At 38.8% G+C, this 21,581-nt stretch carries 12 protein-coding genes; 9 read left to right on the top strand and 3 right to left on the bottom strand.

Annotated elements, in window-relative coordinates:
* The first annotated feature begins 21 nt into the window (after positions 1-21).
* From H7U17_RS11795 to H7U17_RS11755, 9 genes are all read left to right on the top strand, one after another.
* Positions 22-1,560, top strand: a complete 1,539-nt coding sequence (locus H7U17_RS11795; protein WP_186756924.1) for a SusD/RagB family nutrient-binding outer membrane lipoprotein — start codon at positions 22-24, stop codon at positions 1,558-1,560.
* Between the two features lie 178 nt (positions 1,561-1,738).
* Positions 1,739-2,782, top strand: coding sequence for a LacI family DNA-binding transcriptional regulator (locus H7U17_RS11790; protein WP_186756923.1), 1,044 nt, complete (start codon positions 1,739-1,741; stop codon positions 2,780-2,782).
* Positions 2,783-3,233: 451 nt separating this feature from the next.
* Positions 3,234-6,392 (top strand): SusC/RagA family TonB-linked outer membrane protein, encoded by a 3,159-nt coding sequence (locus H7U17_RS11785; RefSeq protein WP_222439193.1) that lies wholly within the window; start codon positions 3,234-3,236, stop codon positions 6,390-6,392.
* 19 nt (positions 6,393-6,411) lie between these two features.
* A complete protein-coding gene (locus tag H7U17_RS11780) occupies positions 6,412-8,001 on the top strand; it encodes a RagB/SusD family nutrient uptake outer membrane protein (protein WP_186756922.1) in 1,590 nt (529 codons plus the stop codon).
* A 260-nt stretch (positions 8,002-8,261) separates the two neighbouring features.
* The gene (locus tag H7U17_RS11775; protein WP_186756921.1) at positions 8,262-10,556 is read left to right on the top strand and encodes a GH92 family glycosyl hydrolase; all 2,295 of its coding nucleotides are present in this window, start codon (positions 8,262-8,264) and stop codon (positions 10,554-10,556) included.
* Positions 10,557-10,613: 57 nt separating this feature from the next.
* Entirely contained in the window at positions 10,614-11,492 is an 879-nt protein-coding gene (locus H7U17_RS11770; protein ID WP_186756920.1) for an ROK family protein, read from the top strand.
* A 36-nt stretch (positions 11,493-11,528) separates the two neighbouring features.
* Entirely contained in the window at positions 11,529-12,935 is a 1,407-nt protein-coding gene (locus H7U17_RS11765; RefSeq protein WP_186756919.1) for a sugar MFS transporter, read from the top strand.
* Between the two features lie 3 nt (positions 12,936-12,938).
* A complete protein-coding gene (locus H7U17_RS11760) occupies positions 12,939-15,251 on the top strand; it encodes a GH92 family glycosyl hydrolase (RefSeq protein ID WP_186756918.1) in 2,313 nt (770 codons plus the stop codon).
* Positions 15,252-15,300: 49 nt separating this feature from the next.
* The gene (locus H7U17_RS11755; protein WP_186756917.1) at positions 15,301-15,813 is read left to right on the top strand and encodes a cupin domain-containing protein; all 513 of its coding nucleotides are present in this window, start codon (positions 15,301-15,303) and stop codon (positions 15,811-15,813) included.
* 51 nt (positions 15,814-15,864) lie between these two features.
* On the opposite strand, the gene H7U17_RS11750 is transcribed toward H7U17_RS11755, so the two are convergent.
* The 3 genes from H7U17_RS11750 to H7U17_RS11740 form a co-directional block, all read right to left on the bottom strand.
* Entirely contained in the window at positions 15,865-17,229 is a 1,365-nt protein-coding gene (locus tag H7U17_RS11750; RefSeq protein ID WP_186756916.1) for a vanadium-dependent haloperoxidase, read from the bottom strand.
* Positions 17,230-17,231: 2 nt separating this feature from the next.
* Positions 17,232-20,543 carry a VCBS repeat-containing protein gene (locus H7U17_RS11745; protein WP_186756915.1) on the bottom strand — a complete coding sequence of 1,104 codons (3,312 nt, stop codon included), beginning with the start codon at positions 20,541-20,543 and terminating at the stop codon, positions 17,232-17,234.
* 124 nt (positions 20,544-20,667) lie between these two features.
* The gene (locus tag H7U17_RS11740) at positions 20,668-21,543 is read right to left on the bottom strand and encodes an ROK family protein (RefSeq protein ID WP_186756914.1); all 876 of its coding nucleotides are present in this window, start codon (positions 21,541-21,543) and stop codon (positions 20,668-20,670) included.
* Positions 21,544-21,581: the final 38 nt, after the last annotated feature.

The raw sequence follows: 21,581 nt of genomic DNA, 5'->3' as shown, positions 1-21,581 counted from the left end.
GGTTCCAAAATTATGAAAACAATGAAGACGATATATATAAAAATTACAGCTTTGTGCCTCATGCTTATGGTGTCCTTCAATGCCTGTAATACTGATAATTTAGCAGAGCTTAATGTAGACCCAAGAGTTGCTAGTGAGATTGACCCGGGCTTTATTTTGGCCTATACACAGCTTCAGACTTCTGGCGAGCGATATGAAAACTGGAGAACAGTGATGATTTTTCAGTCTGTGATGATTCAACATTTTGCTGCTTTAGCTACCTATTGGGTAGGGGATAAATATTTGCACAATGATTCCTATTCCGCTGCATTATGGGATAGGGCCTATGTAAATTATGTGAAGGATTTGGTGAATTTGGCAGATATCACAGATCCCACGAAAGAGGGGAATGATGGTTCAAATGTCAATTACCATGCTATTGCTAGGATCTGGAAAGTTTTTGCTTTCCAAAGAATAACTGACATCTATGGGGATGTTCCCTATTTTGATGCTGGTAAGGGATTTATTGATCAAAACTTCTTCCCAACTTATGATCCTCAGGAGGAAATTTATCCTGATTTAGCCAATGAATTGGAGGAGGCGGTGGCGCTATTGGATGAGTCTCAGATTAATCCAGGAAGTCAAGATTTAATCTATGGCGGGGATTTGGACAAATGGAGAAAATTTGCGCATAGCTTGATGTTAAGAATAGGAATGAGAATGAGCAATGTGGCCCCGAATATAGCCCAAGAATACGTTGGAAAGGCTATTGCCGGTGGCGTAATGACCAGTAATGATGATATCTGTTATATCTCACATACTGATGGGCCAGCTGGTATTAACCGAAACGGTATAGGCGATGTGTTTAATTATGACGGAACAAACTATACCAATGATGACCAAGGCGTGCTTAGTAAGACTTTTGTAGATTGGATGATCGCAGGTGATGATCCACGTTTGGAAAAGTTGAGTTGGGTTAGGAACGGAGGAGAACCAATGGGACTTCCTAATGGCTATGATGGTAACACCATTGAAAATTTCGATCCTTTATATACTTCTTCTGCAAGAAGAGATGATTACAGTAGAATCAATCCGCTGTTTGTATTAAGAGAATCTCCCATGGTTTTTCAGACCTATGCGGAAGTAGAATTTCTAATAGCAGAAGCGATTGAAAAAGGCTGGGCAACCGGTAATGCAGTAGATCACTATAATGCTGGTGTTACAGCTGCTATGAAACAGTATATGGTCTATGATGCCAGTCTTGAAATAGCTGATGCAGATATAGCGGCTTATTTGGCTGCCAATCCATATAACAGTGCCGAATGGGACAGGATATTGGGTGAACAATATTGGGCTGCAACTCTACTCAATGAATATGAGGCTTATGCCAATTGGAGAAGGACTGGTTTTCCTGTCTTGACGCCTGTAAATTATCCTGGAAATCAAACCAATGGAACTATTCCAAGAAGGTTGAGATATCCAGGTTCTGAAGCAGCCAATAATCCTGAAGGTTATAATGCTGCGGTGGCAAGACAAGGCCTGGATCTTTATACTACCAGAATATGGTGGGATGTAGAATGATTTCAATTATGATTCTTATTGCAAAAGGCTGTTCTTCTGAATGGCCTTTTGTTTTATGAACATATAAGCTTAGATGGGAAAGTCTCTTTAATTTTTCAGAAAATAGATTATATTTGGTATTTAACAAACTCAAATGGCGCTATTTTATGAGCCATTTTGCTTAGTATAAATCCCGCAAATGCAAAAGAAAAAACACTCTATAAAAGCCATAGCCAAGGAGCTAAATGTTTCTGTCACAACAGTTTCGTTTGTGCTGAATGGCAAGGCGGAAGAAAATAGAATTAGCCAGAAATTAATAGATAAGGTTCAGGCTTATGTCAAAGAAATAGGCTATTATCCCAGTCAGCTGGCAAAAAGTTTACGGACAGGAAAGTCCAATATTATTGTTTTTATGGTAGAGGATATTTCTAATCCCTTTTTTGCTACCATTGCTAAGCTTATTGAAGATCAGGCATTTAAAGATGGTTATAAAATCATCTATAGTAGTACGAATAATGATCCGGAAAAGACCATGGGATTGATCAGGGTTTTCAAGGATTTACAAGTTGATGGGTACATCCTGACACCTCCAGTAGGAATGGATCCAAAGTTAATAAAGGAATTGTCTAATGACAGAAATCCAATGATCCTGTTTGATAGGTATCTACCCGATGTGGAATGCAGCCATGTAGTGATAGATAACTTTCAGGGTGCAAAGCAAGGTTTGGATTTATTTTTGGAAAATGGATTGAAAGAAATTGGATTTGTTACTTTAGATAGTAATCAATCTCAAATGCAGGACAGGAAAGAGGCTTATGATCAAATGTGTGAAACATTGGGAATCAGCCCCAAAGTATTGAAAGTTCCCTTTGGCTCATATTCTTCTTTAGATGCTGCTAAGGCATTAAAAGGCTATTTTTTAAATAATAAAGAACTTGATGCCATATTTTTTGCAACCAATTATTTGGCAATGAAAGGAATGCAAGTAATGAAGGAGTTAGGAATAAAAATACCTGAAGATATGGCCGTGATTGCTTTTGATGATAATGAATTTTTCAAATTCAACACACCTACTGTAACGAGTATTGTTCAACCGAAAGAAGAAATAGCTCAAAAATTAATCAGCACTATGCTAGAACTGATTAATACAGATGTGGAGGAAAGAAAGGTAAAGAAAATAGTCTTACAAGCCTCAGTAAATGAAAGGGAGTCTTCCAAGAAGAAAGTAGGGATGAGTAAATAGCACATAGGTTAAAAAAAGAAATAAGAACTCACTAATCTATTAGATATGATCGGTGAGTTTTTTTTATTAGTATCCTAATGGACTGATTAGGTGTTGCTAATTTTTCAAGATATCATATTTATAAAGTGATAATTTTGTTTGTTGTTCTAGGCCAATAGTACAATTAATTAATATAATAGGAATAATTTATTAAAAAAAATGTAGATGTTAATTTCTGGGATTTTGTGATTATGGTCTCATTTTTTTGTTTGAATAACGTTATTTTTAGGATGACCTGTGTTAGTTCAATAGCCCTGCTTTTTCATTGGAGTCAAATGAGATAAAACGATTTTGCATTTTTACTAAATGGGTTTAGCTTTATGGCTTGAATGAGGTGGTTCCAGCCATTATTTTTTGGACGGACAGCCTTTTTTAGTCAAAATTATTTTCAAACCCAAATCCAGAATTTCGCATGAAAGCAAAGTTTAAAGATACTACCATTCTAGATGGTAGATCTACTTCAAACTTTCGGGGAATGAGAGGAGGTCTAATGACAATGCTTCTCTCAGGTGTATTAGGATCTTTTTCCTATGCCACTGCAAGTCCTACAATTTTACCCGAAAACAATGCCCAACCTCTGGTGGCATTTTCAGAAATCAAAGCAAAGCAGATCAGTGGAACAGTAACCGATGAATCGGGAGAACCGCTTCCAGGAGTATCGATCTTGGAGAAGGGGACGACCAATGGGACAATAACGGACCTGGACGGAAAGTTCAATATTTCCGTGGCGTCCAACGAATCTGTATTGATTTTTAGTTTTATAGGGATGGAATCCAAGGAGGTTTCCGTAGGAAGTCAATCCAGCCTTAATATAGTGCTGTCATCAGATACAGAAGCACTAGATGAAGTAGTTGTTGTCGGTTATGGTATTCAAAAGAAATCAGATTTGACTGGTTCTGTAGGTGTAGTAGGAGGTGAAGACCTGCTCAAAGAACCAGTGATGAATGCACTTCAAGGCCTCAAAGGTAAGGTAGCAGGGGTGAATGTATTCCTTAATTCTGGGGCACCCAATAGTAGTCCTCGGGTTGTAATTAGAGGCTTAGGGACCATCAATTCTGACTCTTCTCCATTATATGTGGTAGATGGTGTTGTGATGGAAGATATTAGTTTTGTCAATCCTAATGATATCCAAAGCATGGAGGTGTTGAAGGATGCTTCTTCTACGGCCATTTATGGATCTAGAGGTGCCAATGGGGTGATTTTGATCACTACCAAAAGAGGTGCTAAAACTGAAGGTGTTGTCATCGGATACGATGGCTTCGTGAGCGCAGGTGTTCTTGCTAGAAAAATGGATGTGATGAATTCACAGGAGTTTTTGGAAGTAGTCAAAACTGGCTTCGAAAATTATCCAAAATACAACGATGGTACTCCTCCTGTATTTACCACTGATGATCCTAATCTATTTGATGCCAACGGAAATCCATTATATGATACTGACTGGCAAGATGAAGCGACGAGAACTTCTTTTTCCCAAAACCATCAGCTATCTATTCAGTCAAAAAGTGAAAAGTCTTCACTCGGAGCTTTTGTAAATTATGCAAGACTTCAAGGAATCATGCATGGAAGTTGGCTAAATAGACTAAATGCAAAAATAGCTTATGATACTAAGCCGAAAGACTGGGTGTCAATGGGATTCAACTTAATGGTAAACAGGACCTCTGAGAATAATGTAGAAGAGGGTGGAGGTAGTCAGGTGCCAAGGAGGACGATGTTGGAAATGCCTTCAATTTTTCCTGTGAAATTTCCTGATGGTACTTGGAGTAATTCTTCTATGATCTCTGATCCTTATAACCTTGAACCAATGGCCAACCCTGTTCACGTGTTGAAGACTCAGGAAAGGTTAAGAGATAGAAACCAGTTGTTCGGAAATGTTTATACTACTTTCCATCTATTGGAGGGATTGGATTTAAGAACACAGTTTGGGTTTGATCTTCATGATAATAATTACAGAAATTATTATCCTACGGATTTATTGAATATTTCAAGTCCAAATGGTTTTGCTTCCATCGAAGATCAGCGATCCAGTTATTGGCAAGAAGAAACCTATTTGACTTATATAAAGGATATAGGTAAGCATAGAATCAATGCCGTCCTTGGTCTTAGTTGGCAGGAAAGGGTGTTTGAGGGGAATTATATGGATGCCAGAGGCTTTTCAGATGATTTTTTCAAATATGACCGTATCCAAGCAGCAAGCCAACCCGGTGCACCTAGTTCCAGTTATAACAAATGGAGCATGAACTCTTATTTCTTAAGGGGAAGTTATACTTATGACGATAAATATTTGGTGACATTAACCACTAGAGTGGATGGATCTTCAAGATTTGGAGAAAATAATAAGTATGGGGTATTCCCTTCTGTAGGTTTAGGCTGGGTTTTGAGCAATGAAGATTTCCTTCAGGATGCCAGTTCCATTAGTGAATTGAAATTAAGGTCTAGTTTTGGTATCACAGGTAATACTGAAATCCCCATGTACCAGTCTTTGGGTACAGTATCTGCCGGTACGGTATTAATCAATGGTACGAGGGTATCTGAAAGTTATGTAAACCGTTTGCCAAATCCTGATTTGGGATGGGAAAGAACTAAGCAGTTTGATGCAGGGTTTGATCTTTCTTTGATGGAAGGTAAGGTATCTTTTGCTTTTGATTATTACTATAAGCTAACCACAGATTTGCTTTTGGATAGGCCAGTGCCCTATACTTCCGGTTTCTCAGCGGTAAGGGATAATATCGGCTCTGTATCCAATAGAGGTATTGAAGCATTGGTAAGAGCATTCCCAGTATCAACTAGGGATTTTAATTGGGAAACTTCCTTGAACTTCAATTATAATAAAAACAGAATAGAATCATTGGGTGAAAATGATGAAGATATATTCCCTGGACCAAACTGGGTGTCAGGTAGCCAAACTATTCTAAGAGTTGGAGAGCCTTTAAGTTCTTTTTGGGGCTACAGAAGGTTAGGGACTTGGGGTACCGATGAAGTGAGTGAGGCTGCAGAGGTAGGTGCCGTACCGGGTGAAGCAAAGCGTTCTGAAGAACAGCAGATCATTGGCAACGGGCTTCCAGATTGGACTGGTAGTTTTACCAATAATTTCAGATATAAGAATTTTGACTTGACATTGGATCTACAATTTGTTTATGGAGTGGATATTCTTCAACAATATTATCACTCTATAGAAGATAGATCAGGTATTGCCAACGGTTTGACTAGTATTTTATATGATGGATGGACTGAAAACAACCAGGATACCTTTGTTCAACAAATCAGAAACCAAGCATACAGTGGACAAAATAGCCAAGTGGATGATCACTGGGTAGCTGATGGGTCTTATTTGAGAGGTAACTTGATTTCTCTTGGATATACATTTGATAACGAAGTGCTTTCCCGTCTTCATTTGAGAAATTTAAGAGTGTATACCAGTGTCCAAAATGCATTTTTGATCAGCTCTAAGGACTTCAAAGGTTATGATCCAGAAGGTAGTTCATGGGGAGGGAATCAATGGGGGCAGAATATTTTCTTCTTCCAGTATCCTAAGCCTAGGACTTTCACTATGGGCTTAAGTGTTCAGTTTTAAAATCCAAGAATAAGAGAAGATGAAAAAAATAGCTTTAATATTAATAAATGCACTTCTACTGGCTTCTTGCTCAGATTTTCTGAAGGAAGAGCCTAGAGATGAAATGTCATCAGGGCAGTTTTTCTCTGTGCCTGAGCATGCCTATTCAGCGGTGAATTCCCTATATAGAAATGGCGGCCCCCAGATTGTTAATTCAGCCTCTTCTTATGGAGGTTCTAGGTCCATGTTGGGAGGCTATATGTCAGGTTATTTTGATAATGAATACAAAGGTCAAGAGCCACATGTTCAAAATTCTCTGCAATTGACTTTGGACGGAAGAAATACTTCCACCTATTTGACCAGTCTTTGGGGAGATATGTACAGAGGTATTTCAAGAGCTAACAATGCTATCAAGTACATACCAGAAACTCCAGGTTTGTCTGCCGAAGAAGCCAATAATTTGTTGGCCGAAGCAAAGTTCTTCAGGGCCTTTACATATTTCTATTTGGTAAAGATGTTCGGAGGTGTTCCAGTGATCACGGATCCTTATGAATCTTTAGAAGACTTGTATATCGCAAGAGGAACTGTAAAAGAGGTTTATGATTTGATTGTAGAGGATTTGGAGTTTGCTGCAAATCAAGACGGATTGGGGATGGCTTCTATGGGTAATAATGAGAAGAGGATTTCTCAGAGCACAGCTGCAGCATTGTTGTCGGAAGTTTATTTGACCATGAGTGGTTACCCCCTTCAGGAAGATCATTATGAAGATGCTGCTTTTTGGGCAAAAGAAGTAATTAACAGTGGTGCCTATGCACTTGAGCAACATGATTATGATGCCCAGGACAATTTGATTGCCAATAATTCTGCTTATAACAAAATCAGGAAATCTGATGTTTCAGCAGGGGAGTATGTTTATTTTATTGAATATCAGGAAGGTATATCGACCAGTTCCTATCCTGTATATTGTTATCCCACTTCTGTGACTTCAGAAGTAGCCTACAGTATTACCAATGGAGGTTATCTGCCTATGGATGAGTTTTATTGGGCCTATGATCCAGATAGTGATTTGAGAATTCAAGAGAAGCAATTCTTCCACTCTCAAATTACGGGTGAAGATGGTTCTACTATTGACTTCCCCAAAGCTCCTTACTATTGGCATGATGACTTGGCATTGTCTGAAACGGCCAATTCAGGAAAGGATATTCCTGTGATGACCTATTCTAATGTTTTGTTGATTGCTGCAGAAGCCATTGCACAAAGTGAAGGAGTTACGGATGAGGCTATCAATTACCTTTCAGCTGTAAGAGGAAGAGCTTACTGGGAAATGGATGAAAATGATATCAAACAGTCTTTAAATGGTCTTTCTGTAATTGATTTTACAGAAGAAGTTTGGAAGGAAAGATTCAGGGAATTAGTTTTTGAATTCACTTTATGGGATGATGTTCAGAGAACGAGAAAATTCCCTGTAACTTCTGCATCCAATCCTGGTGAAATAAGCTTTGTAGACGCTGTTGGGGCAAATAATATTTTAGGAAAGATAATTGAAGAGAAACATTTGTTATTCCCGCTTCCTGAAACAGAATTACAAAGAAATCCAGAACTTGAGCAAAATCCAGATTATAATAATTAATTAAAATTTACAATTTTGATTAAATCCCGTCCTAATCAGGATGGGATTTTTTTTGCTTATAAGCCGTAAAGTTAATTTTAGAACAGGTATGGGGATCACCATCAGTGAAAATAATTCCTAAATAATACTAAAAGGGTTTAGCTTTTTGTGTCTCAGATAATATATTTGTGTTTTGAAAGTTAATTATTAAACGAACTCCCTTTCTTTATCACTTCAGTGCAAAAGCAGGAATTCCTTTAAACCCTAAATAAAAATATAAAATGAAGAAAATTTGGACCAATGTCATTGCTTTAATGACGGTTGCTCTGACGGTCAATGGACAATCTTACCTTGTCGAAAAGGTGGAGAATCCTGTTGATTTTGTTAAACCCTTGATGGGGACAGACTCTAAGCCCAGTATGTCCAATGGAAATGTTTACCCTGCAATAGCCTTGCCCTGGGGAATGAACTTTTGGACACCACAGACCGGTAAAATGGGTGACGGTTGGGCTTATACTTATAATGCTGATAAGATCAGAGGCTTCAAGCAAACTCACCAACCTTCTCCATGGATGAATGATTATGGCCAATTTGCGATCATGCCAGTAACTGGAGACCTTAAGTTTAAGGAGGATGAAAGAGCTAGCTGGTTTTCCCATAAATCAGAAATTGTAAAGCCACATTATTATAGTGTTTACTTGGCCGATTTTGACGTAACTACTGAAATTGCTCCAACGGAGAGAGCAGCCAGATTCAGATTTACCTTTCCTGAAAATGACCACTCTTATGTAGTATTGGATGCTTTGGACAGAGGATCTTACGTGAAAGTCATTCCTGGAGAGAATAAAATCATCGGTTATACCACTAAAAACAGCGGCGGGGTACCAGATAATTTCAAAAACTATTTTGTTATCGAATTTGATAAGGCTTTTACAATCAATAAAACCTTTAAAGACGGTGAACTTCAGGATGAGCTGGAAGCAGAGTCCAATCATGTTGGGGCTGTTATAGGTTTTTCTACCCAAAAGGGTGAAGTGGTCAATGCCAAAGTTGCGTCTTCTTTTATTAGCTATCAACAGGCAATGCTCAACCTTAAGGAGATAGGCAATGATGATTTTGAAACAGTAAAAGAAAAAGGCAGAGATGTATGGAATGAAGAGCTTGGAAGAATCAAGGCTGAAGGTGGTACTGTAGATCAAATGGAAACTTTTTATTCTTGCCTTTACAGATCTCTTTTGTTTCCAAGAAAGTTTTTTGAATATGATGCAGACGGGAATGTAGTGCATTATAGTCCTTATAATGGGGAAGTATTGCCTGGTTATATGTTTACGGATACTGGATTCTGGGATACCTTCAGGTCGCTATTTCCATTCCTGAATTTAATGTATCCTGAACTAAATGCACAAATGCAGGAAGGCTTGGCCAATGCTTATAAGGAAAGTGGCTGGTTACCAGAATGGGCAAGCCCTGGTCTTAGAAGTGTGATGGTAGGGAATAACTCTGCTTCTGTAGTAGCAGATGCCTATTTGAAATATGAGGGCGACTATGATTATGATATAGAGACTTTATACGAAGCCTTGATCAATGGAGCCAATAATGCGGGGCCTTTGACGGCTGTCGGCAGAGCTGGAGCAGAATATTATAAGGAATTGGGCTATGTTCCTTATGATGTAGGTATCAATGAAAATGCTGCCAGAACTTTGGAGTATGCTTATGATGATTTTACCATATACCAATTGGCCAAAGCGCTAGGAAAACCCAAGGCAGAGGTGGAACTGTATAAGGAAAGAAGTATGAACTATAAAAAGCTCTTCGATCCTGAAACGAAATTGATGAGGGGTAAAAATGAGAATGGGGAGTTTATGGCGCCTTTCAATCCTTTCAAATGGGGAGATGCATTTACAGAAGGAAATAGCTGGCATTATACCTGGTCTGTATTCCATGATATCAATGGCTTGATGGAATTGATGGGCGGAAAAGAAGGATTTATTAGCCAATTAGACAAGGTGTTTTCTTTGCCCCCAGTTTTTGATGAAAGTTATTATGGCGGAGTTATCCATGAAATTCGTGAGATGCAAATCGCCAATATGGGGCAATATGCTCATGGTAACCAGCCTATTCAGCACATGATTTACTTGTACAATTATGCAGGTCAGCCGTGGAAAGCCCAGCATTGGGCAAGAGAGACCATGGACCGAATGTATCGTCCAACCCCGGATGGCTACTGTGGAGATGAAGATAATGGACAGACATCAGCCTGGTATGTATTCTCAGCAATGGGATTCTATCCTGTTTGTCCGGGAACAGACCAGTATGTTTTGGGAGCACCATTGTTTAAGAAAATCACCCTTGATTTACAAAACGGCAACAAGGTTACCATTAATGCTCCTAAAAACAGTACTGAAAACAAATATATCGATGGGCTAAAGGTCAATGGAAAAAAATATTCCAAAAACTGGTTGAGTCATAAGGAGCTGTTAAAAGGAGCCCAACTTGACTTTGATATGAGCTCATCCCCAAATAAGAAAAGAGGTACTAAGGAGGAGGACTTCCCTTATTCTTTATCATTGGAATAATTTAAAAGTTCTCTTGGAATGACATGCACCAATGGGTGTTAGTTTCAAAATGTATTTATGAGTAGTAATAAAGTAATAGGCATAGATATCGGTGGTTCTCATATCACTGCAGGAATGGTCAACTTGGATGATTATCGATTGGATGAATCCACAGTGGTCAGGAAAGCGGTGCACTCCCAAGGTGATGCTATGACTATCATCCAGGAATGGAAAGAAGCAATATCATCAGTGCCAGGTTATGATGCTGCCGATGTAAAAATCGGTATCGCCATGCCTGGTCCTTTTGATTATCCCGAAGGGATCTCTTTTATTAAGGATCAAGGGAAATATCAGTCCTTATATGAGCTGCATGTGAAAGATATGTTGGCTGAGGCTTTGGGGATTCATGTGGATCAGATCCATTTTGAAAATGATGCAGCTTGTTTCTTGCAGGGAGAGGTGGCCAGTGGCGCTGCTCAATCAGTGAACAGCGCCATTGGACTTACCCTGGGGACTGGACTCGGAAGTTCAAGGTACCATGGGGACTTTGCCCAAGATGCAGCCCTTTGGTGTAGCCCATTTAGAGGTGTTATTGTGGAAGACTTCGTTTCGACGAGATGGTTTGTAAAAGCCTATCGAGAAAAGACCGGTCAGGTCATCAGGGAAGTAAGGGAATTGACCCAAAAGAAAGAAAACCAAGCTATAGCAAAGGAAATTTTTAGGGAATTTGGTGAGAACTTAGCAGATTTCCTTAAAATTTTCATCCAAAAAGAAAACCCTGAAGTCATTGTGATAGGGGGGAATATTACTAAGGCCGGAGACTTATTTATTCCTGTGGTACAAGAGGAATTGGCCAAATCAAATTTGTCCACTCCAATTCGAATTTCTGAACTTGGCGAAAGCGCTGCACTGATAGGAGCGGCTAGTAGTTGGAACCAACATCAGGAAAAAATTTAATAAACAATTCATAAACCTTTATAACCTTTCAAAGTAATGGCCTCAACTAATGTAACCCAGCCAGTTGACCAAAATGTAGAATTTGACGCAGGTCAAAAGTTTTTTGGTCCTTTGTTTCTAGTAACGATGTTATTCTTTATGTGGGGATTTATTACCTGCATGAATGATATATTGATACCTCATTTGCAGCAGGTATTTACCCTTCAAAATTGGCAAGCCATGCTGATTCAGACGGCTTTCTTTGGTGCCTATTTTTTTATCTCCTTATTGTATTATATTATTTCCGTTACCAAAGGTGATCCCATTGGCAAAATAGGTTATAAAAATGGCATCATTTTAGGACTTATTATTTCTGCAGCAGGATGTCTGTTTTTCTATCCAGCGGCTAGCTATAAAAGCTATGCGTTTTTCCTTTTTGCTTTGTTTATCTTGGCCTCGGGAATTACGATTTTACAGATCGCAGCCAATCCTTATGTGACCATTCTGGGCAAACCATCGGGGGCTTCGAGTAGGTTAAACATGACTCAGGCTTTTAATTCTCTGGGTACAACCATTGCACCTTTAATAGGAGGATATTTGATCTTTGGGGCCATGGGAGAGGTTGAAATAAGTGCGGATGCTGTAAAATTGCCATATATTGGCCTGGCATTGACATTGATCTTTATTGCCTTGATCTTTAAGCTATTCAAATTACCAGAGGTGAATGCTCAAGGAGTGATCGTTTCGGACAGTGGGGCATTGAAGCATAAGCATTTGGTTTTGGGAATCGGAGCCATTTTTGCTTATGTAGGAGGAGAAGTAACCATAGGTAGTAATTTGATTAACTTTGCCAGATTACCAGAGATAGCAGGTTTGGATGAAACCGAAGCTAGTCATTACCTTGCCCTATTTTGGGGAGGAGCTATGGTGGGAAGGTTTTTTGGAGCGGTTGCCCTTGCGGATTTTAAAAAGGACATGAACAGGTTCTTTATTATTGGCGCCATCACGATGTTATCTTTTGTAACAATTTATAATGTTTATGGAATGGATATGGCCCTGTATGCACTTGCCTTTATTGCTCTGAATGTAGTGGTTATCATCCTTGGGCAATTTATTCCTAATAGGACCTTATGGTTGTTTGGTCTTAGTGTAATTGCTTTATTGACTATTGGATTGTTAACAGAAGGAGAGTTGGCTTTATGGTCGATTGTAGCAGTGGGTTTGTTTAATTCAATTATGTTTCCAACTATTTTCAGCCTGGCCATTAAAGGCTTAGGAAAATATACTGCCCAGGCCTCTTCTTTATTGGTAATGGCCATTGTTGGTGGAGCCGTAATTACCCCATTGCAGGGTTTGTTTGCTGATCTGTCAGGGAGTGTTCAGCTGTCCTTCTTGGTCCCAATGGTTTGCTATTTATATATTGTTTATTATGGTTTGGCAGGCTATAAAATCAAAAAAACGTAATTGATGACAAATAGAATAATAATTTCATTTTTTCTGTTGGTATTAGCTTATCCTGCAGTATCACAGACAAAGAACCTTAGCCAATATGTTGATCCAATGATCGGAACAGCAAAAATGGGCCATACCTACCCGGGGGCTACGGTTCCATTTGGGAGCGTGCAACTTAGTCCTGATACAGATACGATTCCCTATGAGGTCAACGGTCGGTATAATCCTGAAGTTTACCGTTATTGTGCAGGTTATCAATATGATGATGCTACTATAGTAGGCTTCAGTCATACTCACTTTAGTGGAACGGGGCATTCTGATTTAGGAGATTTTCTGATCATGCCCACCAGTGGCCCTCTCCAACTTAATCCAGGCACATCCGAAAATCCCGATTCAGGGTACAGGTCTCGTTTTTCACATGAAAATGAAAATGCTTCACCGGCATATTATCAAGTGGGATTGGAAGATTATGGCATAAATGCTGAGCTGACAGCTACTACTAGGGTCGGTGTTCATCGTTATACTTATGAACAAGGCGAGGATGCCCATATTGTTTTGGACCTGATGGCAGGGATTTACAATTATGATAATAAGAATCTTTGGACCTTTATGAGGGTGGAGAATGACACTCTGGTCACAGGATATAGAGAAACATCAGGTTGGGCAAGGACAAGAAAGGTATATTTTGCCCTGTCATTTAATAAGCCTATCAAGAATTATGGGCACCAAAAGTATGATGATAAACAAGCTTACAAAGGTTTCTGGGGAAGATTTAAGGAGACTGAAAATTTCCCAGAGGCAGCTGGTAGAAAAATAAGGGCTTATTTTGATTTTGATCTTGAAGATGGAGAGGACTTGGTTTTAAAATTGGCTATTTCCCCGGTAAGTACAGCTGGCGCATTGAATAATATGAAGGTGGAAACTCCAAATTGGGACTTTGATGAGATCCATCAGGCAGGAGTAGACCAGTGGAACAAGGAGTTAAACAAGGTGCAGGTAAGTACTATTGAGGAAGAAGATATGGTCAATTTTTATACGGCCATGTATCATGCCTTTTTAGGTCCTACTGAATATATGGATGTAGATGGAGACTATATGGGATTGGATATGAATACCCATCAAGCAGATGGTTTTACCAATTATACCAGTTTTTCTCTTTGGGATACCTATAGAACTCTACACCCTTTATTTAATATACTTCAGCCCAAAAGGAATCGGGACATGATTAAGTCCATGTTGGCACATTTTGATCAAAGTGTTCATCCAATGTTGCCGATTTGGTCCCATTATGCCAATGAAAACTGGTGTATGATCGGTTATCATAGCGTTTCGGTGATCGCTGACGCAGTAGTGAAGGGCAATGTGGACTTTGATACAGATCATGCCCTGAAAGCAGCAGTAAAAACTGCCAAGACCAGTTATTTTGATGGTATTGGAGAATATATGGAAAAGGGCTATGTTCCAGAAGATGTGAGTGGAGCATCAGTTTCGAAAACCTTGGAATATGCCTATGATGATTGGGCAATCGCTCAAATGGCTAAGAAGCTGGGCGAGAATGATATTGCAATGGAGTTTGAAAATAGGGCAGAGAGTTATAAAAAGGTTTTTGATTCCAAAACAGGGTTTATGCGGCCTAAGCTGAAGGATGGTACTTGGAAGGCTGGATTTGATCCTTTGGATACACATGGACAGGGATTTATAGAAGGTAATGCCTGGAATTACAGTTTGTACGTACCACATGCTCCTGAGGAAATGATCAAAATGATGGGCGGAAATAAGCAGTTTGTTCCTCATTTGGACTCCTTGTTTTCCATGGATTTGCCTGATAGATATTTTGCCAATACAGAAGATATTTCAAGAGAAGGGATTATTGGTAATTACGTACATGGGAATGAACCTTCTCACCATGTGGTTTATTTATATAACTGGACTGATCAACCTTGGAAATCACAGGATAAGATAAGAATGATCCTGAAAGCCATGTACCAAAATGGTGAAGATGGACTTGGGGGGAATGATGATTTTGGACAGATGAGCGCCTGGTATATATTCAGTGCATTGGGCTTTTATCCCGTGGCTCCAGGATCTGTGGACTATGCTTTAGGTAGTCCTTTGGTAGCAAATGCGAAAATTAATCTGGAAAATGGCAAACAATTTGAAGTGGAGGTGAAAAACCAATCACTAAAAAATGTTTATGTCAATAAAGTGTTTTTGAATGGAGAAGAACTGCTTATACCTTTTATCAAGCATGATGATATCATGAAAGGTGGAAAACTAACTTTTCATATGAGGTCAAGACCAAATAAAAACTTATTTTTCAAGGATTAAAGTATAACAATTTATAATTTTAACTAAGAGAATAATAACAGTTAACCATATGAAGATAGAAAAAAATGCCTCCAAAGAGGAAATCTTTAAGCAAATAAAAGACTGGTTGGATTTTAATGGATATCAAGTTGCAGCTGAAGACAGAGAAAGGCCATGGGGTGGTTTTTTTGTTATAGATGAAAGTCAAATTGGTAAATTCAGGTCTCAGTTTTTTTCCAGTGTGGAATTTTCTGAGGCTCAATTAAAGCAAAAACTGAGTCCGAAGATTTTAATTGTTGGTCCGGAAAAAAGACTATCATGGCAATATCACCACAGAAGGGCTGAAATATGGAAATTAGTTGGTGGTGAAGGTGGTATTGTGACCAGCCCAACCGATGAAGAAGGTGATTTAAAGTCATTGGTATTAGGCGAAGTAGTTGAATTGGCCAAAGGAGAGCGACATAGATTGGTAGGAATGGACAATTGGGGTGTTGTAGCAGAAATATGGATGCATACAGACCCTGCAAACCCATCTAATGAGGATGATATTGTGAGGGTTCAGGATGACTTTCAAAGGAAATAAAAATTAATTTTAAGGATAAAAAAAGCCTTTCCAATTATGGAAAGGCTTTTTTTATTTCTGAGTAAGTGTAGCTTTAGGTTCAATTCTGTCCAGAATGTGTGCAGCAATTTTATTGCCTTGCTTGATACCCTCTTCTATGGCATCCCTATAATGAATGCCACCATAAAGTCTTGAAATAGCTGCTTCATCAGAAGCCTGAATGAATGATTTAAACTTTCTAGGAGGGAGTCCAAAGTACTCTTCTGAAGTGTCTATATAGGCGAAATTATCCCCAAAATAACTGGTTAGCAAAACTGCGCTTGTTCTGGAGATAACACTGTGTCCACTTGTATATTCAGGAAATGGAGGTGTCTGAAGGATAGGGCGCCATTTCTGGTCCAAATGTCTATTGATAACGGTTTCCGGCCGAATTCGGTCACTGTCATATTTTTCTTCCCAACAACTTATAAAAGCATCATGAAGCCCAAGGGAAACCATAGAATGCACCTCAACAGTCTGAAAGAAATTCAATTTGGCTTTTTTACTGGCAATTCCTGTGATATTTACCCAGTGACCTCCTGGAGATATTTTTTTAAGCCCAATGGCCATATGACCAGAATAGGAAACCATAAATGGATTGCAATCCCAAAAGTTGGCTATCAGCCTTTTTTCTTGGTTTAATACCTGAGTGGTATCATACACTTCCTTTACTTGTTTATAAAAGGAACTGTTTTTTTCCATAGAAAATGGCGCTGGAGGAATGGGTTTGAAACGCTCTAAATCTTTAATATAGAATGTTCTAATAGTTTTCCATTCTGGGTCAATGGCCATAAGGTAGGCTGGGGGGGTAGGGTACCAAGTTCCTGGCTTATTGGCAGGGGTATATCTAGGTAATGCACTAAGTTGACCGTAGCCATCTGTTTTTGCGTAGGCAAGAATTTGTTGGGCAATCTCTTGGGCATAAACCATACTAGTTTCCAAAGTTTTTTTATTTGCCCAGCGGTTTGATTTGAATTGCTGAAATAATTCTTCTTGTGTTTTGCTCAATAATTTTCCCGAGGGCATGATCCCTTTGCCCACTTCCAGCATGCAATAAATCGCGCTGAAAGTACTGTCAATATCTGAAGTAGTAGGATAATTGATATCCAAGGGTTGATTGAATTCTCCAATAAAAGAATCTTTTATTCCTTGTTCTCCAACCATGATGGCATAAGCTCCCAATGTGCTATAGGCATAGAATCTCGAAGCTCCAGTAGGTGGAGTAACATCGGACACCATTATCTCAGTAATGGAAAATAGATTTTTGACATAGAGGTTTACCTTTTGCTCCCTTGTTTGTGCATTGAGGTCAAGGGGAGAAAGAACTAAGCCTATTACTATCAATATGGCTGGCAATGTTGACAGTGCATATTTATTTTTACTTATATAATAAATCATAATTATTTACTTTTTTGATAGGCTACTATTCCTTGGTTATTTAATCCAAATAGGAGCACGTGACTGTTGTTGATAGTCAATGGAAGGATGGATTTGACATCTCCTTTAATGGATAGACCAGATTGTTTTTGAGGAAGGTAGTTGAAATCTCCTTGGCCATTTCCTAGAAAGACTTCACCGTAATTGGCATCAATGACCCCAATTCTCAAGCGGGTATAGGTTTGGTTTCCACCAAGGATAAAATCAAGATTCCCATCTTCATTAAAGTCAAAGCTTACAATGCTGTGAACAGGAGCAAATTGTGCTTCGATAGGAAGCTCATGAGTTATAAAGGATGATCCGTTATTTTCCAAATAAATGGTTCTCAGTTCATTAACGGTTAGTTTCTGGGCCTCGTTCAATTGCTCTTTGGAAAGTACATCTTCAATCTTCGCGTCAGAATAGGAATCATAATCAGTGAATTTGCTTCTTAATCCATATATTTGGTCCAAAAGCTCATCCCTACTGGCAAAAGGGAAGGGCTCATCATTGAAGTATTTAACCATTAAAGGATCCACAGAACCGTTATTGTCAAAGTCACCATAATAGAGGGTCATGGGCTGGTCTTTGCTAGCGCGAAGTTGGGAGTTTAATCCATAGTTTCCGACAATAAGGTCTACATCTCCATCATTATCAAAATCCCCCAATGCCAAACTGGACCATAAGCCATGAGGAGAATCCTTTAGCCATTGATTGGTGAGGTTTTTAAATCCATTTTCTTGTTGGTTGATATAAACTTGAATAGGTAGACATTCACCTACAACAATTATATCATCAAAGCCATCGCTGTTGAGGTCTGTAATCTGTGCATCGGTTACCATTCCAAGATGGGAAAGCTCAGGTAGAAGGCTAGCTGTTTGGTCAATGAATTTACCTGTTCCATCATTGATGAGTAGGTAACTTTCTGGGCTTTCTGGATACTTTCCAGGTATAATTCTACCTCCTGAAAACAAATCAGGGAAGCCGTCATTATTAAAGTCAGCACTTTTTACTACAGATGTACTGGTCAGCATTTTAGGCAACATTTCAGAGGCAAGACTGAAGTTATTGGTACCATCATTCATGTATAGCCTATCTTGAAGAGCTTCATCGGTGGCTGTATAATTATGGTAACCGCCACTTGCTATATAAAGATCAGGATGTCCATCTTGATTAGCATCTATAAAAACTGCATCAGCATCAGAATAGCTGTCGTCCAGACGTAGGGAATTGATCGGTTTAAATTTCCCGGATTCATTGCTTAAGTAGAGTTTACCAGGATTGCCTTTCGAGCCACCCACATATAGAAGGGTATGGCCATCAAGGGTCTTAGCTTCAGCCATAATAGGTCCTAAATGACTGGGCATTTCAACCAATAAAGGTTGTCTTTTAAAATCATTATAATTGGATCTTTGGTGTTTGTATGGAACAGGTGATTCCATACTTTGGTATACAGGTTTTGCTACCGGATCACCAGTTGTAGGGGCTGTATCAGCTTTTTCTTCTTCTAAAATGATAAGCTGATCAGCTTGAATATTTTTTAATATTTGTGTCTTGTCAGAAGGCCATTTAACTTTTATCGAGTCCACAGATGGATTAGCTCCAAGTCCAAAATGAAGTGTGTAGCTCACTGTAGACTGAAAGCCCCTTGTAGGCATCATTTCCAAGGTTTGTGAAGCCCTTTGGGTAAATACCGAAACTTGGGCTCCTATGCCAAAAGTGTTTTTATTTTGGCCTTTTAATTTTATTTGGAGATAATGTCCCTTGTTTTTATTTGAACTTTTGTTTTGGTAGACAGACGCATAATCGTTCAGGTTATTGACCACGAGGTCTACGTCCCCGTCATTATCCAAGTCCCCATAGGCTGCACCATTGGAAAAGCCTGGTTCATCTATACCCCAGTCTGCAGATTTATTGGTAAATGTTAAGTCACCATTATTTTGGAAAGCATAATTAGGGATAGGAGTGGAGCTCATGGAAGTCACCAAAAATAAGGTGTCTGCCTGCTCTCTGGCAATGGCCTTTTGGAAATAATAATCCCCCTTGTATTTAAGGAAATCGCGATTGGTATAATCTCTGTAATAGCCATTGGTTACAAAGAGATCTTTGAATCCATCATTGTTTATATCAAAAAATAAAGAAGACCAGCTCCAGTCCGTATTGGAAATTCCCGCCAACTGTCCGATTTCACTGTAGGTTTCATTTCCATGATTGATATGCAACATGTTCCTCATGTTTTGATGGTGAAAACCCTCAGATATCATCAAGGCATATTGTTCATAGTTTTCAGGCCCATAGAGCAGTTTTTGACGCTTATTATCTTCTGGAAGCATATCCAAGGTAAAGATATCTTTAAGGCCATCATTATTAATATCAGAGATGTCCAATCCCATGGAGAAATGGCTGATATGCTGGAGTTGCTCGTTGAGTTTTTCAGTGAATGTCCCATCTCCATTATTTATATAGAGATAATCTGACTCTATATAATCATTGGAAACATAGATGTCAGGCCAACCATCATCATTGAGGTCAGAGGAAATGACTCCTAGACCAAAGCCAAGGGCATTGCCATAAATGCCTGCTTCCTCGCTTATGTCTTTGAAATGTCCATTATCATTTCTGAAAAGCTTGTCACCTGCAAATTCGTGTCTTGATTTTTTTGCTTCTTGAAATTCAAAATCATGGATGACTTTTATGTGGTGATTAAGGAGGTAAATATCAAGGTCCCCATCTTTGTCAAAATCAAAAAACAGGGCCTGAGTACTGTTGGAAGGGTCATCGAGTCCATAAGACGCTGCCTGTTCCGTGAAGACCCAATTACCTTCATTAATATAAAGTTCATTTCTTCGACTATCTGTATTTCCTTCACCTGAAAAGGAAACATAAATATCCAATAGACCATCCCCGTTGATATCAGCCATGGCCACACCAGTCGACCAGCTATCCTTGCCGCTGATACCGGCTTTTTTACTTATGTCTTTGAATTCAAAATTCCCTAGATTTTGATATAGCTTATTGGGGCCCATATTGCTAGTAAAGAAAATATCATCCAGCCCATCATTGTCTAGGTCTCCAATGGCCACACCGCCGCCATTGTAGAAATACTCATAGGTAAGGATATTGTGTTTTTCATCCTCATTGAGCATATTCTTGAACTTGACTCCTGATTTTCTATGAGGAATGTCTTCAAAACCTGATCTATCCTGCCCTTGAATAAAATTGGGGAAGATAAATAATAGACAAAGACTGTAAATAAATGAGGTTAAAGTACTTCGGGTAATTATTTTGTCATGCATTTTATACTAAATATAAGCCGTTAGTTGAGTAGCCCAACCGAATATAATATAAAATGTTATTTTATTATTACCAACTAATATTCTCCTAAAAAATGATCCCCCGATGGATTCATCGAGGGATTTTTTATTTTATAATATTAACTTCAGAAACATTACTTTCTTCTACTAAGGCTGTCGCGCCCATTATGGCAGCATCCTCGACGGTAGAAGTATAGATTTCTAAGTGATCACTAATGGATTTGTATGGAAAGGTATTGACCGTTTCGTGCATGCTTTCTGAAAAGTAAGGGTATGCTTTGCTAATTGAACCGCCGATTACCACCGCTTCCGGCGCATAGGTGAATAGGATATACTTAATTAAGTTTCCTAAATGCATTCCGTATTGTTTAAATATTTTCAGGGCCTTTTTATCACCTTTTGCAGCTTTCTCAGCCAAATCTTTTGCAGTAGATTCATGGAAAGTATTGAAAAACTTACTACCACAGTAATTCTCAAAATTACTATCCATATAAGGAACTCCACCCCATTCTCCAGCTCCACAGATGAAACCAGTATATAGGGAATTGTTTGTTATAATACCTGTTCCGATTCCTGTTCCTAATGTTATACCGACTACATGGCTGTATTTGCTTACATCGCCAAATTTATATTCGCCCAATGCAAAACAGTTGGCATCATTATTTATGAAAACAGGTTTATTAAGCTTTTCTTCAAGGTGTTTTTTAAGCGCAACTTTGGTAAAAGCAGGAATATTTTCCAAGTTATATACGATACCATTCTTGGAATCAATAAGTCCAGGAATACCTATACCTATTCCTTCTATATCATAAGAAAAGTAGGAAGAGATAAATTCGGCAATGGTAGATAAAATTACCTCTTGAGGGGCATGAGATGGAGTTGGGATTACCTTCTTGTCAATCAGTTTACCGTCCTTTAATAGTCCGGCATTGATAGAAGTCCCACCAATATCCAGTCCCAAAATAAGCCGACTTTTTTTCATATATCAATAATTATAAACTAAAGATATCCGAAGACAGC

It is taken from the genome of Echinicola salinicaeni (assembly GCF_014280965.1).
In the GTDB taxonomy this organism is placed as follows: domain Bacteria; phylum Bacteroidota; class Bacteroidia; order Cytophagales; family Cyclobacteriaceae; genus Echinicola; species Echinicola salinicaeni.
The sequence above is the reverse complement of the archived record's forward strand: the minus strand, read 5'-3'. Positions and strand labels throughout refer to the sequence as shown.

Bases quoted from the DNA above. Each gene is read 5' to 3' on its own strand.
- H7U17_RS11795 (WP_186756924.1), top strand. From the start codon at position 22: ATGAAGACGATATATATAAAAATTACAGCTTTGTGCCTCATGCTTATG.
- H7U17_RS11745 (WP_186756915.1), bottom strand. From the start codon at position 20,543: ATGCATGACAAAATAATTACCCGAAGTACTTTAACCTCATTTATTTAC.
- H7U17_RS11765 (WP_186756919.1), top strand. From the start codon at position 11,529: ATGGCCTCAACTAATGTAACCCAGCCAGTTGACCAAAATGTAGAATTT.
- H7U17_RS11750 (WP_186756916.1), bottom strand. From the start codon at position 17,229: ATGATTTATTATATAAGTAAAAATAAATATGCACTGTCAACATTGCCA.
- H7U17_RS11755 (WP_186756917.1), top strand. From the start codon at position 15,301: ATGAAGATAGAAAAAAATGCCTCCAAAGAGGAAATCTTTAAGCAAATA.
- H7U17_RS11740 (WP_186756914.1), bottom strand. From the start codon at position 21,543: ATGAAAAAAAGTCGGCTTATTTTGGGACTGGATATTGGTGGGACTTCT.
- H7U17_RS11785 (WP_222439193.1), top strand. From the start codon at position 3,234: ATGAAAGCAAAGTTTAAAGATACTACCATTCTAGATGGTAGATCTACT.
- H7U17_RS11780 (WP_186756922.1), top strand. From the start codon at position 6,412: ATGAAAAAAATAGCTTTAATATTAATAAATGCACTTCTACTGGCTTCT.
- H7U17_RS11770 (WP_186756920.1), top strand. From the start codon at position 10,614: ATGAGTAGTAATAAAGTAATAGGCATAGATATCGGTGGTTCTCATATC.
- H7U17_RS11775 (WP_186756921.1), top strand. From the start codon at position 8,262: ATGAAGAAAATTTGGACCAATGTCATTGCTTTAATGACGGTTGCTCTG.
- H7U17_RS11790 (WP_186756923.1), top strand. From the start codon at position 1,739: ATGCAAAAGAAAAAACACTCTATAAAAGCCATAGCCAAGGAGCTAAAT.
- H7U17_RS11760 (WP_186756918.1), top strand. From the start codon at position 12,939: ATGACAAATAGAATAATAATTTCATTTTTTCTGTTGGTATTAGCTTAT.